Annotated in this window: 19 protein-coding genes; 8 read left to right on the top strand and 11 right to left on the bottom strand. The window is 69.2% G+C overall.

The features are described 5' to 3' along the window. The coding region (gene plsB / locus N800_RS13630; protein ID WP_036139763.1) for a glycerol-3-phosphate 1-O-acyltransferase PlsB at positions 1 to 2,540 on the top strand (2,540 nt) is incomplete at its 5' end. A 96-nt stretch (positions 2,541 to 2,636) separates the two neighbouring features. Here plsB and N800_RS13625 read toward each other — a convergent pair. Further along, on the bottom strand, positions 2,637 to 2,846 hold the full coding sequence (locus tag N800_RS13625) for a YdcH family protein (RefSeq protein WP_036139760.1): 210 nt from the start codon (positions 2,844 to 2,846) through the stop codon (positions 2,637 to 2,639). Between the two features lie 66 nt (positions 2,847 to 2,912). On the opposite strand from N800_RS13625, the gene ttcA reads away from it, so the two are divergent. The 3 genes from ttcA (at position 2,913) to N800_RS13610 (ending at position 5,638) form a co-directional block, all read left to right on the top strand. Next, entirely contained in the window at positions 2,913 to 3,860 is a 948-nt protein-coding gene (gene ttcA / locus N800_RS13620) for a tRNA 2-thiocytidine(32) synthetase TtcA (protein ID WP_084087695.1), read from the top strand. Further along, entirely contained in the window at positions 3,860 to 4,765 is a 906-nt protein-coding gene (locus tag N800_RS13615) for a recombination-associated protein RdgC (protein WP_036139758.1), read from the top strand. Before ttcA ends, N800_RS13615 begins: the two co-directional genes overlap by 1 nt. A gap of 87 nt (positions 4,766 to 4,852) precedes the next feature. Continuing rightward, complete coding sequence (locus N800_RS13610) at positions 4,853 to 5,638, top strand: M48 family metallopeptidase (RefSeq protein WP_036139757.1); 786 nt, start codon at positions 4,853 to 4,855, stop codon at positions 5,636 to 5,638. Here N800_RS13610 and N800_RS13605 read toward each other — a convergent pair. Continuing rightward, on the bottom strand, positions 5,635 to 6,474 hold the full coding sequence (locus tag N800_RS13605; RefSeq protein WP_036139771.1) for an alpha/beta fold hydrolase: 840 nt from the start codon (positions 6,472 to 6,474) through the stop codon (positions 5,635 to 5,637). The two genes, N800_RS13610 and N800_RS13605, sit on opposite strands and share 4 nt — an antisense overlap. An 11-nt stretch (positions 6,475 to 6,485) precedes the next feature. Continuing rightward, on the bottom strand, positions 6,486 to 7,463 hold the full coding sequence (gene hemH / locus N800_RS13600; RefSeq protein ID WP_036139754.1) for a ferrochelatase: 978 nt from the start codon (positions 7,461 to 7,463) through the stop codon (positions 6,486 to 6,488). Between the two features lie 292 nt (positions 7,464 to 7,755). Between hemH and N800_RS13595 the strand changes: the two genes are divergently transcribed. The 4 genes from N800_RS13595 to tatC all read left to right on the top strand — a co-directional run bounded on the left by N800_RS13595 (position 7,756) and on the right by tatC (position 10,204). Next, positions 7,756 to 8,619 (top strand): lipid-binding SYLF domain-containing protein, encoded by an 864-nt coding sequence (locus N800_RS13595; RefSeq protein WP_036139767.1) that lies wholly within the window; start codon positions 7,756 to 7,758, stop codon positions 8,617 to 8,619. 87 nt (positions 8,620 to 8,706) lie between these two features. Continuing rightward, complete coding sequence (gene tatA / locus N800_RS13590; RefSeq protein WP_036139752.1) at positions 8,707 to 8,940, top strand: Sec-independent protein translocase subunit TatA; 234 nt, start codon at positions 8,707 to 8,709, stop codon at positions 8,938 to 8,940. A 39-nt stretch (positions 8,941 to 8,979) separates the two neighbouring features. Further along, positions 8,980 to 9,432 (top strand): Sec-independent protein translocase protein TatB, encoded by a 453-nt coding sequence (tatB, locus tag N800_RS16150; protein WP_084087693.1) that lies wholly within the window; start codon positions 8,980 to 8,982, stop codon positions 9,430 to 9,432. Between the two features lie 19 nt (positions 9,433 to 9,451). Further along, positions 9,452 to 10,204, top strand: a complete 753-nt coding sequence (tatC, locus tag N800_RS13580) for a twin-arginine translocase subunit TatC (protein WP_036139750.1) — start codon at positions 9,452 to 9,454, stop codon at positions 10,202 to 10,204. A 33-nt stretch (positions 10,205 to 10,237) separates the two neighbouring features. Here tatC and N800_RS13575 read toward each other — a convergent pair whose 3' ends face one another. The 8 genes from N800_RS13575 to tssB are packed head-to-tail and all read right to left on the bottom strand — an operon-like array spanning position 10,238 to position 19,653. Next, the gene (locus N800_RS13575; RefSeq protein WP_036139748.1) at positions 10,238 to 10,588 is read right to left on the bottom strand and encodes a hypothetical protein; all 351 of its coding nucleotides are present in this window, start codon (positions 10,586 to 10,588) and stop codon (positions 10,238 to 10,240) included. A 34-nt stretch (positions 10,589 to 10,622) separates the two neighbouring features. Continuing rightward, a complete protein-coding gene (tssH, locus tag N800_RS13570) occupies positions 10,623 to 13,487 on the bottom strand; it encodes a type VI secretion system ATPase TssH (protein ID WP_036139744.1) in 2,865 nt (954 codons plus the stop codon). Between the two features lie 25 nt (positions 13,488 to 13,512). Beyond that, complete coding sequence (tssG, locus tag N800_RS13565; RefSeq protein ID WP_036139742.1) at positions 13,513 to 14,670, bottom strand: type VI secretion system baseplate subunit TssG; 1,158 nt, start codon at positions 14,668 to 14,670, stop codon at positions 13,513 to 13,515. Continuing rightward, on the bottom strand, positions 14,646 to 16,481 hold the full coding sequence (tssF, locus tag N800_RS13560) for a type VI secretion system baseplate subunit TssF (RefSeq protein WP_036139739.1): 1,836 nt from the start codon (positions 16,479 to 16,481) through the stop codon (positions 14,646 to 14,648). The genes tssG and tssF overlap by 25 nt, the downstream gene beginning before the upstream one ends. Further along, entirely contained in the window at positions 16,481 to 16,966 is a 486-nt protein-coding gene (gene tssE, locus N800_RS13555; protein ID WP_036139735.1) for a type VI secretion system baseplate subunit TssE, read from the bottom strand. The genes tssF and tssE overlap by 1 nt, the downstream gene beginning before the upstream one ends. Positions 16,967 to 17,019: 53 nt before the next feature. Further along, positions 17,020 to 17,655, bottom strand: coding sequence for an Hcp family type VI secretion system effector (locus tag N800_RS13550; RefSeq protein WP_269635162.1), 636 nt, complete (start codon positions 17,653 to 17,655; stop codon positions 17,020 to 17,022). 9 nt (positions 17,656 to 17,664) lie between these two features. After that, positions 17,665 to 19,152, bottom strand: a complete 1,488-nt coding sequence (gene tssC, locus N800_RS13545; protein WP_036139731.1) for a type VI secretion system contractile sheath large subunit — start codon at positions 19,150 to 19,152, stop codon at positions 17,665 to 17,667. Positions 19,153 to 19,155: 3 nt separating this feature from the next. Then, positions 19,156 to 19,653, bottom strand: coding sequence for a type VI secretion system contractile sheath small subunit (tssB, locus tag N800_RS13540; protein WP_036139728.1), 498 nt, complete (start codon positions 19,651 to 19,653; stop codon positions 19,156 to 19,158). Between the last annotated feature and the right edge of the window lie 135 nt (positions 19,654 to 19,788).

Genomic DNA, 19,788 nt, shown 5'->3' with positions numbered 1-19,788 from the left:
CCGCGCCGGGTCCCGAGCGCCGCCCCGTCGCCCCGGCCCGCCGCCCGTGGTGGACCCGCCTGCTCGGCCGCCTGCTGGAGCCGTGGATCGCGCTGACCGTGGAACCCGAGTCGCCCGGCGACTACGCCCGCGAGTGGACCGGTGGCCCGGTCTGCTACGTGCTGGAGGACTACGGGCTGTCCAACGCGCTGATCCTGGAGCGCGCCTGCCGCGAGTACGGCCTGCCTTCGCCGATGCAGCCGCTGCCCGGCGACCCGCTGGGGCGCAAGCGCGCCTATGTGGCCCTGTCGCGGCGCAACGCCAGCGCGCTGGCCCCGTCCGGGCCGCCGTCGGGCAAGACCCGCTCGGAATCCCTGTCGCGCCTGCTTGAGGCGCACCGCGCCGACCCGGCGCTGGACGTGCAGCTGGTACCCGTCTCCATCTTCGTCGGCCGCGCCCCGGACAAGCAGAGCGGCTGGTTCTCCGTGCTGTTCTCCGAGAACTGGACCCTGGTCGGCCGCTTCCGCCGCCTGATGGCGATCGCCCTCAACGGCCGCAGCACGCTGGTCCGCTTCTCGCCGCCGGTCAGCCTGCGCCAACAGGTGGACGAAGGCCTGCCGCCCGAACGCACCGTGCGCAAGTTGTCGCGCGTGCTGCGCACCCATTTCCACCGCATCCGCGCCGCGGTGATCGGCCCCGACCTGTCCACCCGCCGCCTGCTGGTCGACGCGGTGCTCGCCGCCGAAACGGTCAAGGAGGCCATCGCCGACCAGGCCCGCCGTGACAAGAGCTCGCTGGGCGAGGCGTGGAAGAAGGCGCACGCCTACGCCTACGAGATCGCCGCCGACTATTCGCACCCGGTGGTGCGTTCGGCCAGTTTCATCCTGGCCCCGGTGTGGAACCGCATCTACCGCGGCGTGCTGGTGCACCACCTGGACAAGCTCAAGCAGGCCGCGCCCGGGCACGAAGTGATCTACGTGCCCTGCCACCGCAGCCACATGGATTACCTGCTGCTGAGCTACCTGCTGTACACCAAGGGCATCGTGCCGCCGCACATCGTGGCCGGCGTGAACCTCAACCTGCCAGTGGTCGGCACCATCCTGCGCAAGGGCGGCGCGTTCTTCATCCGCCGCAGCATCCGCGGCAGCGCGCTCTACTCGGCGGTGTTCTCCGAGTACATGGCGCAGCTGGTGTCGGGCGGCTACTCCATCGAATACTTCATCGAAGGCGGGCGCTCGCGCACCGGCCGGCTGCTGCCGCCCAAGGGCGGCACGCTGGCGATGACCCTGCGCGCCTACCTGCGCCAGCCCACGCGTCCGGTGATGTTCCAGCCGGTGTACGTCGGCTACGAGAAGCTGATGGAAGGCAACAGCTACCTCGACGAACTCTCCGGCAAGCCGAAGAAGAAGGAGTCGATCTGGCAGCTGCTGATGGGCATTCCCAAGGTGCTGCGCAGCAACTACGGCCAGGTGGTGGTCAACTTCGGCGAGCCGATCCATCTCAGCGAAGTGCTGGCCGAACACGCCCCCGACTGGAACGGCAGGCCGGTACCCGAGGACGAGAAGCCAGCGTGGCTGGCCGATGCCGTCACCGCGCTGGGCCAGCGGATCCAGGTCAACGTCAACCGCGCCGCCGACGTCAACCCGATCAACCTGCTGGCGCTGGCCCTGCTGTCCACGCCCAAGCACGCCATGGGCGAGTCCGACCTGCTGGCGCAGATCGCGCTGTCGCAGACGCTGCTGGCCGAACTGCCGTACTCGGACCGGGTCACGGTCACCCCGCACAGCCCGGCCGAGATCATCGCCCACGGCGAGGAGATCAGCGTCCTCACCCGCACTCCGCACCCGCTGGGCGATGTGTTGAGTGTGGGCGGCGACAACGCGGTGCTGCTCAGCTACTTCCGCAACAACGTGCTGCACCTGTTCACCGCGGCGTCGTGGATCGCGTGTTGCTTCCAGAACAACCGGCGCATGAGCCTGCGCACCGTCGAACGCCTGGGCCGCAGCGTGTACCCGTTCCTGCAGGCGGAACTGTTCCTGCCGTGGAGCGAGGACGAGTTCGCCCAGCGCCTGCACCGCACCGTGGACGCGTTCATCCACGAAGGCCTGCTGGAACGCGTCAGCGACGACGACGGCGGGATCCTCAGCCGCTACGCCGGGCAGACCGACGAGGTCTTCCGCCTGCGCGCCATCGGCCACTCGCTGCAGCAGGCGTTCGAGCGCTACTACATCACCATCTCGGTACTGGCCAAGAACGGGCCGGGCACGCTCAGCGCGGGCGAGCTGGAAAGCCTGTGCCAGCAGGCCGCGCAGCGCCTCTCGCTGCTGTACGCGCCCGCCGCGCCGGAGTTCTTCGACAAGACCCTGTTCCGCGGCTTCATCCAGAAGCTGCGCGAGCTGAAGCTGGTGTGGGTGGATGGCAACGGCAAGCTGACCTTCGACGAGCGGCTGGACACATGGGCCAAGGACGCGAAGGTGATCCTGGGCCGCGAGCTGCGGCATACGATCGAGAAGGTGAGTCCGGAGGCGGCCACGAAGGCCGCGCCGGCTGCCGAGGCCTGAGCGACTCCGGGCCTGCGCCGACGGGTTGCATGGGAAGCGAGCGCCTTCAAGGCGCTCTATCTGGGCGCCGGCTTTTTCCGAAGCAGAGAGCCGGCCTCAGGCCGGCTCGTCGGGTATCAGCGCGCTCTCCAGCCGCGCGATGCAGTCCTTCAGCCACAACTTGCGCTTCTTCAGCCGCTTGACCGCCAGCTCGTCGGCGGCGATGTCGGCCTGCAGGCGTGCGATCGCCCCGTCCAGGTCACGGTGCTCCTGCCGCAGGTCGGTCAGCTGGCGGGTAACGGTGGCGGGATCGTCGCTCTCGTGCATGCACGGAGCTTACCGCGCCGCCCGTTCAAACGTCAGCGCACCCGGTCCCGGTAGAATGGACGGTCCATGAGCACCGTCCTGCCCCTGCATCCCGATTCCGCTCCGGCTGCCACTTCCGGTGCCGAAGCCCTCGCGCTGGCCGAGCCGGCGCCGTTCGTGCCTCGAGCGCGCCGCACCGCGCACGAGGCCAACAAGCTGGCCAAGCGCCTGCGCCACCAGGTCGGCCGCGCCATCGCCGACTTCGGCATGATCGAGGACGGCGACAAGGTGATGGTCTGCCTGTCCGGCGGCAAGGACAGCTACACGATGCTCGACATCCTGCTGCAACTGCAGGCCAAGGCGCCGGTACGCTTCGAGATCATCGCGGTCAACCTCGACCAGAAACAGCCGGACTTCCCCGAGCACGTGCTGCCGGACTACCTGACGTCGATCGGCGTACCGTTCCACATCATCGAGCAGGACACCTACTCGGTGGTCAGCCGCGTGGTGCCGGAAGGCAAGACCATGTGCTCGCTGTGCTCGCGCCTGCGCCGTGGCGCGCTGTACACCTGGGCCGAGGAAAACGGCGTCACCAAGATCGCGCTGGGCCACCACCGCGACGACCTGGTGGCCACCTTCTTCCTCAACCTGTTCTTCCACGCCAAGCTGTCGGGCATGCCGCCCAAGCTGCTCAGCGACAACGGCAAGCACGTGGTGATCCGCCCACTGGCCTACGCGCGCGAGGACGACATCGTCGCCTACGCCGATGCGAAGCAGTTCCCGATCATTCCCTGCAACCTGTGCGGCTCGCAGGAGAACCTGCAGCGCAAGCAGGTGAAGCGGATGATGGACGCGTGGGAGAAGGAGACGCCCGGCCGCATCGAGACCATCGCCCGCGCGCTGGGTGACATCCGTCCCTCGCAGCTCAGCGATCCGAATCTGTTCGACTTCCTGTCGCTGGGCGCGCACGGCGCCAAGGCCGACGCGCATGCGTGGCTAGCCGGCGAACCCAACGAATCAACCCAAGGCTCCTGATGTTCTTCCGCAACCTGACGCTGTTCCGCTTCCCGACCACCACCAAGCTCGACGACCTCGATACCGGCCTGGACGAATGCCAGCTCAAGCCGGTCGGCCCGCTGGAACTGTCCAGCCGCGGCTTCATCAGCCCGTTCGGCCGCGACGCCGAGGCGCTGTCGCACCGCCAGGGTGACGCGATCTGGCTGGCCGTGGGCGGCGAGGACAAGATCCTGCCCGGCGCGGTGGTCAACGACATGCTGCAGAAGAAGCTGGCGGAGATCGAGCAGAAGGAAGGACGCAAGCCCGGCGGCCGCACCCGCAAGCGGCTGAAGGACGAGCTGGTCACGGACCTGCTGCCGCGCGCCTTCGTGAAACCCTCCCGCACCGACGCGCTGCTCGACCTCGGCCACGGCATCGTCGTGGTCGACACCAGCAGCCGCAAGAGCGGCGAGAACGTGGTCAGCGAGATCCGCCGCGCGCTGGGCAGCTTCCCCGCGCTGCCGCTGAACGCCGAAGTCGCGCCGCGCTCGGTGCTGACCGGCTGGGTGGCCGGCGATCCGATGCCCGAGGGCCTGTCGCTGGGCGACGAGTGCGAGCTGCGCGACCCCATCGACCAGGGCGCGGTGGTGAAGGTGCAGCGCATGGAGCTGCAGAGCGACGAGATCGCCAAGCACCTGGAATCCGGCAAGCAGGTCACGCGCCTGGCACTGACGCTGGACGACCACGTGTCGTTCGTTCTGGGCGAAGACCTGGTGGTGCGCAAGTTCAAGCTGCTCGACGGCGCGGTCGACGAGCTGGAAAGCACCGAGCGCGATGACATGCGCGCCGAGCTGGATGCGCGTTTCATCCTGATGTCCGCCGAGGTGCGGCGCCTGTTCACGGTGCTGGAAGGCGCGCTGAAGTTGAGCAAGGCCGAGGCCTGAGCGGTTCCACGATGAACGGCGCGCCCGCGGTCGCGCTCGTCACTCGGTGGCCCGTACAATCGTGGCACGCCACCCCACGGCCAACGCATGACCTCCCTGTTCCGCCTGCTGGCGCCGTCGCCACGTGCGATCGAGCGTGACGCGTTCGAACTGGTGCTGCCCGACGGCCGCGCCATCGAGGTTGCCCGCGTGCGCGATCCACGCGCGCGCCGGCTCAAGTTGTCGGTGGACGAGCGTGGCGCGCGGCTGACCCTGCCGCTCCGCACCAGCGCCGCCACCGGCGAGCGCTTCGTCGCCGAGCATGCCGCGTGGCTGCACGCGCAACTGCAACGCTTCGCCAGCGAGGCCAGCACCACGCTGGTCCGCGACCAGACCACCCACCTGCCCCTGCGCGGTCGTGCGGTGCCACTGCGCTGGGAACCCGGCCGCACCACCCGGCTGCTGTCCGACGGCGATGCCGAGGCGCTGGTGTTCTCGCTGCCGCTGCAGGCGCGCGATGCCGCCATCCAGCGCGCCGCGCGCGACTTCTACGAAGCGCAGGGCCGCACCGACGTCGGTCGCTGGCTGCCGCGCTACCTGCCCGGCCTGCCGCGGGCGCCGCGGCAGGTGCGGTTCAAGGTGATGTCCTCACAGTGGGGCTCGCTGGCACCGGACGGTTCGGTGACGCTGGACCTGTCGCTGGTGCTGGCGCGGCCATCGGCCTTCGAGTACGTGCTGGTGCACGAGCTGTGCCACCTGATCCACCACGACCACTCGCGCGCGTTCTGGCGCGAGGTGGAGGCGCGTTTTCCCGCCTGGCGTGACGAGCGCCGCTACTTCAACGCCGAAGGCCGCCGGTTGAAGGCGACATTGCGCGCGCTGATCGGGGCCTAGCGGGCGAAGAAGTCGCCGATCGCCGCCGCCACGCCCGCCGGGTCTTCCATGTGCAGGTGGTGGCTGCCGGGCATCACCAACAGTTCGCCGTGCGGCAACAGCGCGGCCCGCGTGCGGCGCACGTCATCCGGGAAGTACGACTGCGGCGGGTCGGCATAGATCACCCGCGTCGGGCACTCGATGTGCCGCACCAGGTCGCGCACCTGTGCCTCGCTGATGCGCACGGCGGTCGGCTGGGTCAGGCGCGGATCGCTGCGCCAGACAAAGCCACCCTCGGTCGGTGCGATGCCGCGCTCCACCAGCAGCCGTGCCACCGGCTCGCTGAGCCCGTTGACCTGCATGCGTGCGCGCACGGCGGTGGCGATGTCGTCGAACACGCGCAGGCTGCGCCGCGGGGTGGCCTGCGCGGCGAAGGCGTCGCGCAGGCGCTGGCCGGTGCGGTTCTCGGCTTCGGACAACGCGCCCAGCGCCTCGATGGCGACGAAGCGCTCCACGCGTTGCGGCGCGGCGGCGGCCACCACGCTGGCAACCGCGGCACCCAGCGAATGCGCGAGCAGGCTGAAGCGCTCCCAGCCCAATGCATCGGCGGTGGCGAGCACCGCGCGGGCGAAGGCGACGCTGAGGTAGTCCGCCGCCGGTGGCAGGTGCGCGCTCGCACCGTGGCCGGGCATGTCCAGCGCGGCCAGGTCCAAGCCGGGCAGGTGCGGCATCAAGGGGACGAAACTGCCGGCATTGTCCAGCCAGCCGTGCAGTGCGATGACCCGCGGTCCATCCGGCACCTCGCGGCGCAGGCCGCACAGGCGACCAAACACGGTATCGACGGCGAACTCACGCATCGTCGCCTTACTCACGTCCACGCCGCCAGTTCGCGACGCACCAGCGCGGCGATCACGTCGGCGTGAGCGGGTGAGTCGTTCAGGCAGGGGATGTAGCGCAGCGTGCCGCCGGCGTGCGCCACCTGTTCTGCGAGCCCGATCGCCACTTCTTCCAGCGTCTCCAGGCAATCGACCGAGAAGCCGGGCGCGATCACGTCGATGGTGCGCACGCCGCGGTCGGTCAATGCCTTCAAGGCCTTGTCCGTGGCCGGCTCCAGCCACTTCTCCTTGCCGAAGCGCGACTGGTAGCTCAGCGTCCACGCGTCGTCGGCCAGCCCCAGCGCGTGGGCAATCGCGCGCGCGCCGGCCTCGCACTGCCGCGCGTAGGGGTCGCCACGGTCCACCAGCCGCTGCGGCAGGCCGTGGAACGAGAACACCAGGTGTTCGCCCACCCCATTGGCGGCGCGGTGTGCGCGCGCCGATTCGGCCACCGCGGCCACCCATTGCGGGTCGAGGTGGTAATCGCGCACGGTGCGCACCGCCAGGTCCGGCACCTGGGCGACCGCGTCCTCCACCGACAGCGTGGTGGTGGTGGAGTACTGCGGGTACATCGGCAGCACCAGCACGCGAGGCGTGCCGGCAGCGCGTTCGGCCTGCAGCGCAGTGACCAGCGACGGGTTGCCGTAGCGCATCGCCTCCACCACCTTCATACCCGGTAGGCGTGCCTGCACGCCGCGCGCCAGTCGCCGCGTGTACGCGGTCAGCGGCGAACCGCCGTCCTCGCCGGGCAACCACACCTGCGCGTACTTCTCCGCCACCACCGGCGAGCGACGGGGCAGGATCACCCGCTGCAGCAGCGGCTGCCACAGCAGGCGCGGAATCGCCACCACGCGCGGATCGAGCAGGAATTCGCGCAGGAAGCGGGCCACGGCGGGCGCGGTGGGCGCGTCCGGCGTGCCCAGGTTGACGAGGAAGACGGTGGTGTCGGAAGCAGGGTCGGAAGACGTCATGATGGAGGCGATGATAGCGGGCGGGACCCAACTCGGCGGGCGACACTCCTACGCATGCACCGGCGGCAGCGGATGCAGCCCAAGCTTCGGCCTGAGCCGAACGCGGGTACGCCGTCCCGGCATTCCAAGGGCTCCCCTACGACGCCGCGCGCGGCATTGAGGTCACAACCTCGCGGTTCCATCGCGATTCATCCGCGCGTCACTAGCCTGAACCGCGTGATGGGAACCACGCCTCGTCGGCGCGGTCCCAAACCCCGTATAACGCCCTCTCCCCCGATCAATGGAGTCCGTCATGTCCCGACTGCCGCGCGTTGCCGTCCTTGCCCTCGCCCTCGGCCTTGCCACCAGCGCGGTCGCCGGCCCGCGGGAAGACGAGCGCGCCCGCAACGCGGTCCGGGTGCTGGCCGATATCCAGTCCATTCCCGAATCGGCCATTCCCGACAAGCTGTTGGATGACGCCCGCGCCATTGTCGTGGTGCCGGACACGATCAAGGTCGGGCTGATGGTCGGCGCGCGCCGTGGCCACGGCCTGCTGTCGGTGAAGAGCCCGGACGGCTCGTGGTCGAACCCCAGCTTCGTCAAGCTGACCGGCGGCAGCATCGGTTTCCAGGCCGGTGTGCAGTCGGCCGACGTGGTGCTGGTGTTCCGCAGCGACCGCGGCCTGGACTCCATCGTCAACGGCAAGATCACCCTCGGTGCGGATGCCGGCGTGGCCGCCGGTCCGGTGGGCCGCAACGCCGCCACCGCCACCGACGGCCAGCTGAAGGCCGAGATCTGGTCGTGGTCGCGCGCCCGCGGCCTGTTCGCCGGCGTGGCCCTGGACGGCGCGGTGCTGAGCATCGACGACGAGGCCAACGAGGCCGTCTATGGGCGCGACACCACTCCGCGCATGATCTTCGAAGGCCGCGCCAAGGGCGCCCCGTCCAACGCCGTGGTCGATTTCCGCGACCGCCTGGAAGAGGCCAGCGCCAATGCCAGCGCCAACCGCACCGGCGCGGCACCGCGCCGCGCCGCCAGCAGCGGCCAAGTGCAGGTCGGCGCGGTGGAAGCCCCGGGCAGCAGCCAGACCCAGCCGCTGCAGCCGGCCGGTTCGACCCGACCGAGTTCGTTCGAGACCGTGGAGAGCCCGGCGAAGGTGGAACCCCTGCCGCGCTGAACTGCCGCTGCGCGGCGTCAGGATTCCGTACGCCGGCCGTAACCCGGCTGCGGTATCCTGAGCACCTCCTACCTTTCGAGCAATCCCATGGGCGGTTTCAGTCTTTGGCACTGGCTTATCGTGCTGGTGATCGTGGTGCTGGTGTTCGGCACCAAGCGCCTGAAGAACGTGGGCCAGGACCTCGGTGAGGCGATGAAGGGCTTCAAGAAGGGCCTGCAGGACGACGACAAACCGTCCGCGCAGCTGCCCGACCAGAGCCGCGACAACGACACCACCACGCCCGCCGCGCCGCAGCGCGACGACGAGCACACCCCGCGCTGAGCGCGGGCTCGGCCCGGGCGCTGACCCGGGCCGATTGCCATGTTCGACATCGGTTTCTCCGAGATCTTCGTGATTGCCGTCGTGGCCCTGCTGGTGCTGGGCCCCGAACGGCTGCCCAAGGCCGCGCGCTTCGCCGGCCTTTGGGTGCGGCGCGCCCGCGCGCAGTGGTACTCGGTGAAGGCCGAGCTGGAGACCGAACTGGCGGACGAGGAACTCAGGCGCAGCCTGCGCCAGGCGCAGGACCAGCTGCGTTCGGCCGAGACGGCGCTGCGCGCGCAGGCGGCCCAGGTGGAGCAGGGCGTGCGCGGCCTCGCGGAAGAAGTGAAGTCCGACGTGCCGGCATATTCCCGAACTGCGGTCGAGGGGGACACGCCCGCAGTAACCCTGCCGCCATCGGCCCCGGCGTCGCAATCGGGCACGGATGACGTGATGGCCCCGCACGCCCCGGCAACCGAAGCCCCGCAGGCCGCCGACCGCGACCCGCAGCCCTGAGCGCCTGGACACCGCCCCGATGACCGACGCCGCGCACACCGCCGAGCCGCGCCTGATCGACCACCTGATCGAACTGCGCGTCCGTTTGCTGCGTGCGGTGGCGGGGCTGTTCGTGGCGCTGCTGGCACTGTTGCCGTTCGCCAACAAGCTCTACGCCTTCTTTGCCGCGCCGCTGCTGGCCAAGCTGCCGGCCGGCGGCCAGCTGATCGCGGTGGAAGTGGCCTCGCCGTTCTTCGCGCCGCTCAAGCTGGCGTTCTTCGTGGCGCTGATGGCCACCATGCCGTGGCTGCTGTACCAGACGTGGGCGTTCGTGGCCCCCGGCCTGTACCAGCGCGAGAAGCGGTTGGCGGCACCGCTGCTGGTGTCGGCGGTGGCGCTGTTCTATGCCGGCTGCGCGTTCGCCTTCTTCCTGGTGCTGCCCACCGTGTTCGGCTTCCTGGCCAAGGTCACGCCCGACGGCGTGGCGATGATGACCGACATCAACGCCTACCTTGACTTCGTGCTGGTGATCTTCGTCGCCTTCGGCCTGAGCTTCGAGTTGCCGGTGGCGATGGTGATCGCCGCCGCGCTGGGCTGGGTTACGCCGGCGCAACTGCGCGAAGCGCGCGGCTACGCCATCGTCGGCGTGTTCATCATCGCCGCGGTGATCACCCCGCCCGACGTGGTGTCGCAGCTGATGCTGGCGATCCCGATGTGCCTGCTGTACGAAGTGGGGATCATCGCCGCAGGCTGGGTGCAGCGCGACCGGACGCCGGGCGCCGCGGCGGACTGATTCCGCCCCGCGCCTGAGCCGGCCTCGCCGCGCTCAGGCGGTGATCTGCACCACGTGCAACCCACCGCGCTCCAGGCAGCGCAGGTGGTGGCTTCGGCCCGCCACCTGCACGGTGACGTGCGGGCGAGGGTCGGCGCCACGCGCGGTGTCACCGTGACCGCCGCGGTGCACGGTTGCGCCGATGCGCCACGGCCCCATCGCCATGCGCCGCAGCAGCACGCGTGCCTCGGTGCGCGCCGGAATCGCCGCCTGTTCCAGCAGCGCCACCACGTGGGCGGGACCGAGTTTCTGCCAGACGCGCACGGCCTGGCCATCGGGCTGGTACTGCCCGCGCCACTTGTCACTGCAGTTGCGGAGGATCTGGTCGCGCTGGTTGGCATGCATGGGCTGTCTCCTGTCCGTGGATGGGTGGTCGCGCTCAGGCGACCTCGTAGGTGAAGGTGCCGTTCTCTTCCGCGGCGACCAGCACGCGTCGTACCGCAACGCCGTCGGCCATGCGCGCCAGCACTTCCTCGGCGATCTCCGGCAGCAGCGTGCCATTGAGGATGTGGTCGACGTTGCGCGCGCCGGAGTCCACCTCGGTACAGCGGGCCAGCACCGCTTCGACCAGGCTTTCGTCCCAGTCGAACACCGCCTTGTGGTTCGCGCGGATGCGCTGGCGGATGCGCTCGAGCTTGAGCGCGATGATCATCGCCAGCACGTCGTCGCTGATCGGGTAGTACGGCACCACCTTCATGCGGCCGAGGAAGGCTGGCTTGAAGGTCTTCATCAGCACCGGACGCAGCGATTCGGCCAGCGCGTCGGCGGTGGGCAATGCCTCGGCCGGCTGATTGAGGCAGGCCTGCATGATCTGCGCCGAGCCGATGTTGCTGGTGAGGATGACCAGGGTGTTGCGGAAGTCGATGGCACGGCCTTCGGCATCGTCCATCTCGCCCTTGTCAAACACCTGGAAGAACATCTCCAGCACGTCGGGATGGGCCTTCTCCACCTCGTCGAGCAACACCACGCTGTAGGGGTTGCGGCGCACCGCCTCGGTGAGCACACCGCCCTCGCCGTAACCGACGTAGCCCGGCGGCGAGCCTTTCAGGCCGGAGACGCTGTGTGCCTCCTGGTACTCGCTCATGTTGATGGTGACCAGCTTGCGCTCGCCGCCGTAGAGGATGTCGGCCAGCGCCAGCGCGGTCTCGGTCTTGCCCACGCCGGAGGGGCCGACGAACATGAAGACGCCGCGCGGCTTGTTCGGATCCTCCAACTTGGCGCTGGCGGTGCGCACGCGCTGCGCGACGGCCTCCAACGCGTGGTCCTGGCCGATCACGCGCTCGCGCAGCAACGGCGCCAGCTGGCGCACCACGCGCAGTTCGTCCTTGACCATGCGGCCCAGCGGCACGCCGGTCCACGCGCTGACGATCTCCGCGACCACGCCGCCGTCGACCTGCAGCGGCACCATGGGTGCCTGACCCTGCAGCGCGCGCAGTTCGGCCAGCAGGGTTTCCAGCTCGACCTGCGCCGGATGGATATGGGGTGTCTCCGCGGTGGGCACGACTGCGGACGCGGCGGTTGCTGCTGCCTTGGTCTTGCGACTGCGGCGCAGGGTCACCTGCGTGCCGCCGTCTGGCGCGCCACTATCGGCTGCTTCCGTGCCGTCCGCGCCCATATCCGTCTGTGCGGCAGAATCCATCGCGTGGCCATCTGCGTCCATGACGGCGTTGGCGCTGTCGCCCGCCTTCGGCGTGGGTCTACCAGAGGGGGTCGCGACCAGCGCTTCCTGCTCCAACTGCACGCGCAGCGCGGCGATCTTCTGTGCCAATGCGCTTTCGTCGCGCAGACGCGCCTCGCTGTCGGCCAGCACCTGCCGGGCTTGCTGCTGCTGCGCCTGCAGTTCGCCCAGGCGTTCGTCGTGGCGGGCACCGCTCAGCGTCTCGCGCTGCAGCGCGGCGATCTCCGCCGCCAGGCGATCGAGGTGCTTGCGCGTGTCGTCGATGATCGCCGGCGTCGCGCTCTGCCCAAGTGCGACCTTGGCGCAGGCGGTGTCGAGCACACTCACCGCCTTGTCCGGCAACTGGCGGCCGCTGATGTAGCGATGCGACAGGCGCACGGCCTCGGTGATCGCCTCGTCCAGCACGCGGATGCCGAAGTGTCGTTCCATCAGCGGCACCATGCCGCGCAGCATCGCCGCGCACAGGGTCTCGCTCGGCTCCTCGACCTTGACCACCTGGAAGCGGCGCGCCAATGCGGCGTCCTTCTCAAAGTACTTCCTGTACTCGCCCCACGTGGTGGCGGCGATGGTGCGCAGCTCGCCACGCGCCAGTGCCGGCTTGAGCAGGTTGGCGGCATCGTTCTGCCCGGCCTGGCCGCCGGCGCCGATCATGGTGTGCGCCTCGTCGATGAACAAGATAATCGGGTGCGGGCTCTTGCGCACCTCGTCGATCACGTTCTTCAGCCGGTTCTCGAACTCGCCCTTCACGCTGGCGCCGGCCTGCAGCAGGCCCATGTCCAGCGTGTGCAGCTCCACCCCGCGCAGCACCTCGGGCACGTCGCCCTGCGCAATGCGCAGCGCGAGACCTTCGACCACCGCGGTCTTGCCCACGCCCGCCTCGCCAATGAGGATCGGGTTGTTCTGGCGACGGCGCAGCAGGATGTCGATCACCTGGCGGATCTCGGCGTCACGGCCGATCACCGGATCGACCTTGCCGTCGTGCGCGCGCTGGGTCAGGTTGGTGGTGAACTGGTCCAGCGCCGGGGTCTTCGACAGCCCACCCGGCGCGGCGGTCCCGCCGGGCGCCGCATCGACGAAGCGCACGGCGCCGGCCTCCTGCGAACCTTCGGTCAGTTTCGCGAAGTCGTGCTTGAGTTCCTCGCGCTTGAACCGCGCGAACTGCGCCGAGCCGCGATACGCCAGCTGCGACAGCCCCGGTTCGGTCAGCAATGCCAGCAGCAGGTGGCCGCTGCGGATGCGGGTGGCGTGGGTGTCGAGCGAAGCGATCAGCCAGGCGTGCTCGAACAGCGTGGGCAGGTGCGGCGAGAACACCGGCGTGCGGGTGTTGCCGGCCTTGAAGTGGCCGATCTCGCGCTCCAGGTCGGCACGCAGCGCGTCCGGATCGATGCCGCTACGCCTCGCGATCAGCGCCACGTCGCCCTGCGGCAGCTCCAGCAGCGCGATGAACAGGTGTTCGAGGTCGACCTCGTAATGCCCGCGCGCAAGGCACAGGTTGGCGGCGCGCTCGGCTGCCTGGCGGCAGGGGTCGTTTAGTTTGGCGATCAGCGTCTTGAGGGTGGTGCTCACGGGTGCGCTCCTTCGCGTGCGGCCGTCATTGCGGGGTATGGATGAAATAGGTGGTGTCGTGGCGCGGTGCGCTGGCCGGGCGCGAACACAGGTAGCTGTCCCAGCCCAGGCGCGCACCCGCGGCTGACGGCTGCGCCATCGCGGCGGTGGTTGCGGTGCCGCCATCGACGAAGGCTCCACCGGCTGGATCGTGGCTGGCACTGGCCGTCTGCATGGACACGCCACGGACATGGTCTGCCTTCAACCCCAACCGCACTTCGTACTCGAGCGTGCTGCCGGTCAGCAACGCCAGCCATTTGGACAGCGCCTTGGCAGCGCGGCCACCGGGCAGGAACTCGTCGAAGCGGTCGCGGTCGAGTGGGCCGACCCACAGGCGCACGCGCAGGTCGCGCTGCCACACGCGGCCGCCGGCCAGCGCGCTGGCCCCCAACCTGGCGTTGCCCACGCCCAGCCGCGTGCGCTGTTCGTCCGGCACCGCATACCAGGCACCGACGAACGGCTCCACCTGCAATGGCACCGCGAAGTAGTCGGCCAGCACCCGCTGCAGCGTCACCAACGAGACCGGCCGTTGCCCGAGCAGCCCTGCGTGGTGGGCCAGCGCTTGGTCGAACACGTCGGCCTCACCGTCGCACAGGCGGCGCCGCAACGCAGGCGTGCCCAGCCCGGCCAACGCCAGCACCAGTGGCAGGAAGCGTTCGCGGCCGTCCACCTCGTACTGCAGCGCGGGACGGTGCTTCTTCCAGCCGGCGTAGTGCAGCGCCACCGCGCGCGTAGTGAATACATCGAGGAAGGCGCGCGCGGCACGGTCGCGCTGGTAGGTCTCGCGCTCGGCCAGGGTCTCGGTGTAGTGCAACGGCAGCGCGCCGTGCAGGCCGAGCAGGCCCATGAACGCCGGGGTCAGGTGGACCTCACCCAACTCCTCCATGGTGATCGCATGCGCCACCGCCACGTCGCGGTCGAGGGCCACGCCGTCGTTCGCGAATGCGGCGGCCGACTCGATCTCGCTGGCGGGAAAACCCAGCGACATCGAATTGCGGAAGCGCACGCGCGCCGGCACGGCGTCGGCCGGCTTGAGGCCCTGGCGGACGAACAGCCGCTCGAGCACGCGCATCGCCTGGAAGAAGCCGAAGCGGTGCGGCGCGGCCAGCAGTTGCTGGGCTACGCCAGGATCGATTCGCCGCATCGCGCCTCGCCCCGGAACAGCGTCCGGCCGTCGTGACTGGAGAGCACGCACAGGCGCGTGAAGCTGTTGGCGTGCACGTACAGGCCGAGAAAGCGTTCGAGCACGCGTGCGAAGGCCGCGAGTCCAGTGCCGACGAACGCATTCTCATCCACGGTCAGGCGCACCTCGATGCCGCGCACCACGCTGGGAAAGTGCCGCCCCGGCAACCAGGCCGTGCTCGCCACGTGCTCAAGCCCGACCAGGCCGTCGATCTGCCGCCCGGACACGCTGCTGCGCACGAGGTCGTACAGGCGCAGCATCTCCTTCAACGCGGGCAGGCCACTGGCGGTCAGCGACAGGTGGTTCAGCGCCAAGTGCGAGATCAGGCGCCATTGCGCCCCGCGTCCGCGCTCGAACTGCAGCGGCTGGCTCGGCTTGCGTAGCAGCGCGATGCTGCGCGCCACGCCGCCGCCGTCCATCGTCAGGTCGCCGCCGGCCACGCCGTAGGCCAGGTGGCTGGGCAGGTCGCGGTTGCTGCAGGTCAGCTCCACGCTGACCACGTCGGTCTGCGGCGCCACCGGATTGAAATCCAGGTCAACGAAGGCCAGCTCGGTCTCGAAGCCCGGGCTGTGCCGGGCCACATCGGCATCACGCCGCGCCACCCAGTATTGCCCGGTCTGCTCCGGCGATTCACCATGGCGCAACGCGTAGAACGGGCGGAACTCGGTGATCTGCTCGCCCTGCGGGGTCTGTCGAATGCGGTGCACCGCATCGATCGACACAACCTCGTAGGCGAAGGCGCGCCGCGCGTCCGCCACCACCGGGTAGTGCGCGGTGCGGTGGGTCACGCGGATCGGTTCGCCCCGCTGCGCGAACAGGTTGACGACCGGCGTGCAGCCAAGGCGCACATGCTCAGCCGACAGCGCCTCCAGCACGCGCGCCACCGGCGCATCCGCGGGCATCGCGTCCAGCACCAGGTGCACGGTGAAGCGACTGCCGGTGCCGGCCCCCAGTGCGCGCAGGTCGAGGTCGAAGAAGCCGAACTTCTCCGGGAACGCGAACAGTTCGGTCAGCAGCCGGTACGCCGGATGGGAGCGGTCGGGGATGTCGATCAGTGCCTCGTCCGAGGCGAAGCCGACCTGCTTCATCGGCACCTCGGGCAGTGCCGTCCAGCGGCCGCTGTTGCCCCGCTCCAGATACGCGGCGCGCACCCCCAGCGCCAGCATGTCGCGTAGCGCGGCACAGAACGAGGGTTCGCCGTCGATGAACAGGCGCAGCTGCCCCAGCCCCAACGCAGCCACGTGCGGCAGGTCGCCCAGTAGTTCGAACGACAGCGCGATCGAGCCGCCGCTACCCGCTGGCAGGCTGACCGCCATCGGCGCGTCGGCCACGGCGTTGAAGCGCGCGGCAGCGACGCGGATCGGAGCCAGCACCACGTCCTGGGTGCTGCGGAAGCGGCAGCTGACCCCCCGTACCGCGCGCGAATGCAGCAGTGTGTCTCGCGGCACCACCACCGGTGCGGTCAGTTTGGCCGCCGCCGACCCCGGGTCGAAGCAGGCAATGGAACACGACGGGAACGGCCGCAGATAGTGCGGGTACAGCACCTCCAGCAGCGCCTCGGTGAACTCCGGGTAGTCGTCCTCAATGCGCTTGCTGGTGCGCGCGCTGAGCAGGGCGAACGCCTCGATCAGGCGCTCGACGTGCGGGTCCTGGCTGCCGTCGGCCGACAGAAGCAGGCGCCCGGCGATCTTGGGGTAGCGTTCGGCGAACTCGCGGCCGTAGCGGCGCAGCCAGCCGAGTTCACGCTCGTAATAGGGCAGCAGGTCGTCCATCAGGCCGCCGCCCGCCGCAGGCGGCTGACCGAGTACTGCATGGTGGTGGGCTGCAGCAGCGCGTCGAAGCTGACCGGCTCCTTCGCCGGCTCCACGTCCAGCAGGGCGTGTATGGCGAAGCGCAGCGCCGACGGGCCGCGGCCGTTGCCCTCCAGCAGCACTCGCACGCCGTGGAGGCGCGGCTCATGGCGGGCGATGGCCTGCTCCAGCGATCGGCAGATCGCCGTCCGGTCGTGGCCATTGGCCAGGCTGAGGGTGGAGAAGTCGCGCAGACCGTAGGTCAGCAGCGAACGGCGGCACTGCGGCCAAGCCTCCAGCGTGTCCTCGCCGAAGGCGGCCCGGCTGTTGAGCAGACCCTCCAGGTCGCGCGCCACCGACTCCTTGTACTGCTCCAGCGTCAGGCTGCGGAACGTGCCCGCGCCACCTCGCACGCGCGGCTCGTCGTCGAACAGCTTCTCCAGCAGGCTGGGTTCGAATCCCTTCATCGGCGTGTCGCGGCCAACGCGGTGGCGGCCAGGGCCGCCACCGCATCGAACCATCAGGCAACCGAGTAAGTCGGCTTGTTTGTGGTGTTGCTCCACTGCGCGATGGTCTTGCCACCCACGCCGCCACCCTGCTTCTGCTGGGTGTACGACCACTTGATGGCGCCGAAGCTCAGTTGCACGGTCTCGGCCGGCATGCCGTCATGGCCCATGGCGGTGTTGACGCGGTGCACCAGCACGTTCAGCAGCTCGACCGTGTAGTAGTTGATCGCGTTGCCGTCCTTGTCGGCGCGCATGAACTGGATCTGCGCCTTCGGGAAGGTGGTGCCGTTGGCGCAGGCCTGGAACAGCGCGGTGCTGGCGATATCGATGCGCTTGGTGACCTCGATCGGGGTCATCTCCACGCGTGCGGCGGTGGCGCCACCGGCGGTGGAGGCCGTGGCCGAGCGCGGCTGCAGGACGTCCTGATTGAAGGACTCGATCTCGATCCAGTCCTTGTGGTCGGCGTCCTTGGACTCGCCCTTGATGGTGTCGATGCTCATGAAAGCGTGTTGCATGATCTGGTTTCCTTTGTTCCGTTCTTCCGTGAGAAAACCGCCGACGTCCGCCGGCGGGGTGTTACAGCCGGCCCACGACCGCCAAACCGCGCGGCCGCGTGCCGCCGGGGCGCGAAGCCCCGTGCTGCAATGCAATCCGTTGCCTTACTTTTTCGACCCAGCCGGCAGCTCGGCCACCAGGCGCAACGAAACCGACAGCTCGTCGAGCTGGAAATGCGGACGCAGGAACGCCACCGCGCGATACACGCCAGGCTTGCCCGGAACCTCGGAGACCTGCACCGACGCCTCGCGCAGCGGGAACTGCGCCTTTGCCTCCTGCGTGGCGTTGTCGTCCAGCAGCACGTACTGGGCGATCCAGCGGTTGAGAAACTCCTCCACGTTGCCGGCCGAGGCGAAGCTGCCGATCTTCTCGCGCATCATCGCCTTGAGGTAATGCGCCACGCGCGAGACCGCGAAGATGTACTGCAGCTGCGCCGACAGGCTGGCGTTGGCATTGGCCGCTTCGGTGTTGTATTTCTTCGCCTTCTGCGCCGACTGCGCGCCGAAGAACGCCGCGTAGTCGGTGTTCTTGCAGTGCACCAGCGGGATGAAGCCCAGATCGCTCAGCTCCTTCTCGCGGCGGTCGGTGATCGCGACCTCGGTCGGACACTTGAGCGCGATCTCGCCGTCATCGGTGCGGAAAGTGTGGGTGGGCAACTCTTCGACCAGACCGCCGCCCTCCACGCCGCGGATCGCCGCGCACCAGCCGAAGTCCTCGAACGCGCGGGTCAGGCGCGCACCGAAGGCGTAGGCCGTGTTGCACCACAGGTACTTGGAGTGGTCGTTGCCGTCCACGTCCTCGACGAAATTGAAGCCCTCGACGGTGGTGCCGTCCTTCGGGTCGTACGGCAGGCGGCCGAGGAAGCGCGGCAGGGTCAGGCCGACGTAGCGGCTGTCCTCGGAATCGCGGAACGACTTCCACTTGGCATATTCGACCGTATCGAACACCTTGGCCAGGTCGCGCGGCTTGCCCAGCTCGGTGAAGCTTTCCAGGCCGAACATGTCCTCATTGGCTGCGGAGATGAACGGCGCGTGCGCCGCGGCGGCCACGTGCGACATCTGCTCGACGAAGTACATATCCTCCGGCTGGCGGCCGACCTGGTAGTCACCGATCAACGCGCCGAACGGCGAACCGCCGAAGGTGCCGAACTCCTCTTCGTAGACCTTCTTGAACAGCGCGCTCTGGTCGAAGTCGATCGCCGACTTGAAGTCCTTGACCAGGTCCTTCTTCGGCGCGTTGAACACCTTGATCTTGAGCTGCGCGCCGGTCGAGGTCTGGCCGCACAGGTAGTGCAGGCCGCGCCAGGTGCCTTCCAGTTGCTGGAAGGCAGGGGCGTGCATGATCGCGCTGAGTTGCTCGGAGATCAGCCGGTCCAGCTCGGCCACGCGCGCGTCGAGCGTGAGATTGAGGTTGTCGGACACCACCACGGTGCCCTGCATCACCTCACGAGCCAGCTCGCCGATGATGTCGCGCGCGCGCTGGTGTTCGGCGTCGGAGCGCGCGACCTTGCTCTGCTCGATGATCTGGTCCAGCAGGCCCAGTTCGACGACCTCGCCACCGGCCAGCGGTGCGGCTTCCATTTCCCGGTTCATGGCTTACTCCTGCGCCTGGCCGAGCTGCTTGAGCTGCTCGGTGTTGTTGAGCACGTCGCTGAGCAGGTCCTCCAGCTTCTCGTTGCCGGCCAGCTTGTTGCGCAGGTCGGCCAGCTTGGATCGCGCTTCCAGCAACTGGCGCAGCGGCTCCACCTGCTGCACCACCGACTCGGGGCGGAAGTCGTCGATCGAGTTGAACTTGAGCTCCACCGCGAATTCGCCACCGGCGTCCGACAGCTTGTTGGGCACGCGGTACACCGCGCGCGGCGCCATGCCCGACATCACTTCGTCGAAGTTGTCGAGGTCGACGTTGACGAACTTGCGGTCCTTGACCTTGGCCAGCGGCTGCTCGGGCTGGCCGCTGAAATCGCCCATCACGCCGACCACGAAGGGAATCTCCTTCTGCTCGATGGCATCACCCTTCTCCACGTCGTAGGTGAGCTGCACGCGCGGCGGGCGCACCTTCTGCAGGCGCTTCTGGACACTTTCCTTCTTGGACATGATCTCGTCTCCCTACGATCGGATGCGGGCGGGTGCGGCTCAGCGGCCGAGCACGTCAAACGGGTTGGCGCCACCGCCGGCGGGCTTGGGCGGCGTGCGTGGCGCGGCTTCGGGGGCGCGCGCCGGCGCAGCAGG

It is taken from the genome of Lysobacter daejeonensis GH1-9 (genome assembly GCF_000768355.1).
Classification (GTDB): Bacteria; Pseudomonadota; Gammaproteobacteria; order Xanthomonadales; family Xanthomonadaceae; genus Aerolutibacter; species Aerolutibacter daejeonensis.
This window is presented reverse-complemented; position numbering and strand designations above follow the sequence as displayed.

What these genes read in the sequence shown, in the direction of transcription:
- N800_RS13625 (WP_036139760.1), bottom strand. Translation starts at nt 2,846, where the DNA reads ATGCACGAGAGCGACGATCCCGCCACCGTTACCCGCCAGCTGACCGAC.
- ttcA (WP_084087695.1), top strand. Translation starts at nt 2,913, where the DNA reads ATGAGCACCGTCCTGCCCCTGCATCCCGATTCCGCTCCGGCTGCCACT.
- N800_RS13615 (WP_036139758.1), top strand. Translation starts at nt 3,860, where the DNA reads ATGTTCTTCCGCAACCTGACGCTGTTCCGCTTCCCGACCACCACCAAG.
- N800_RS13610 (WP_036139757.1), top strand. Translation starts at nt 4,853, where the DNA reads ATGACCTCCCTGTTCCGCCTGCTGGCGCCGTCGCCACGTGCGATCGAG.
- N800_RS13605 (WP_036139771.1), bottom strand. Translation starts at nt 6,474, where the DNA reads ATGCGTGAGTTCGCCGTCGATACCGTGTTTGGTCGCCTGTGCGGCCTG.
- hemH (WP_036139754.1), bottom strand. Translation starts at nt 7,463, where the DNA reads ATGACGTCTTCCGACCCTGCTTCCGACACCACCGTCTTCCTCGTCAAC.
- N800_RS13595 (WP_036139767.1), top strand. Translation starts at nt 7,756, where the DNA reads ATGTCCCGACTGCCGCGCGTTGCCGTCCTTGCCCTCGCCCTCGGCCTT.
- tatA (WP_036139752.1), top strand. Translation starts at nt 8,707, where the DNA reads ATGGGCGGTTTCAGTCTTTGGCACTGGCTTATCGTGCTGGTGATCGTG.
- tatB (WP_084087693.1), top strand. Translation starts at nt 8,980, where the DNA reads ATGTTCGACATCGGTTTCTCCGAGATCTTCGTGATTGCCGTCGTGGCC.
- tatC (WP_036139750.1), top strand. Translation starts at nt 9,452, where the DNA reads ATGACCGACGCCGCGCACACCGCCGAGCCGCGCCTGATCGACCACCTG.
- N800_RS13575 (WP_036139748.1), bottom strand. Translation starts at nt 10,588, where the DNA reads ATGCATGCCAACCAGCGCGACCAGATCCTCCGCAACTGCAGTGACAAG.
- tssG (WP_036139742.1), bottom strand. Translation starts at nt 14,670, where the DNA reads ATGCGGCGAATCGATCCTGGCGTAGCCCAGCAACTGCTGGCCGCGCCG.
- tssF (WP_036139739.1), bottom strand. Translation starts at nt 16,481, where the DNA reads ATGGACGACCTGCTGCCCTATTACGAGCGTGAACTCGGCTGGCTGCGC.
- tssE (WP_036139735.1), bottom strand. Translation starts at nt 16,966, where the DNA reads ATGAAGGGATTCGAACCCAGCCTGCTGGAGAAGCTGTTCGACGACGAG.
- tssC (WP_036139731.1), bottom strand. Translation starts at nt 19,152, where the DNA reads ATGAACCGGGAAATGGAAGCCGCACCGCTGGCCGGTGGCGAGGTCGTC.
- tssB (WP_036139728.1), bottom strand. Translation starts at nt 19,653, where the DNA reads ATGTCCAAGAAGGAAAGTGTCCAGAAGCGCCTGCAGAAGGTGCGCCCG.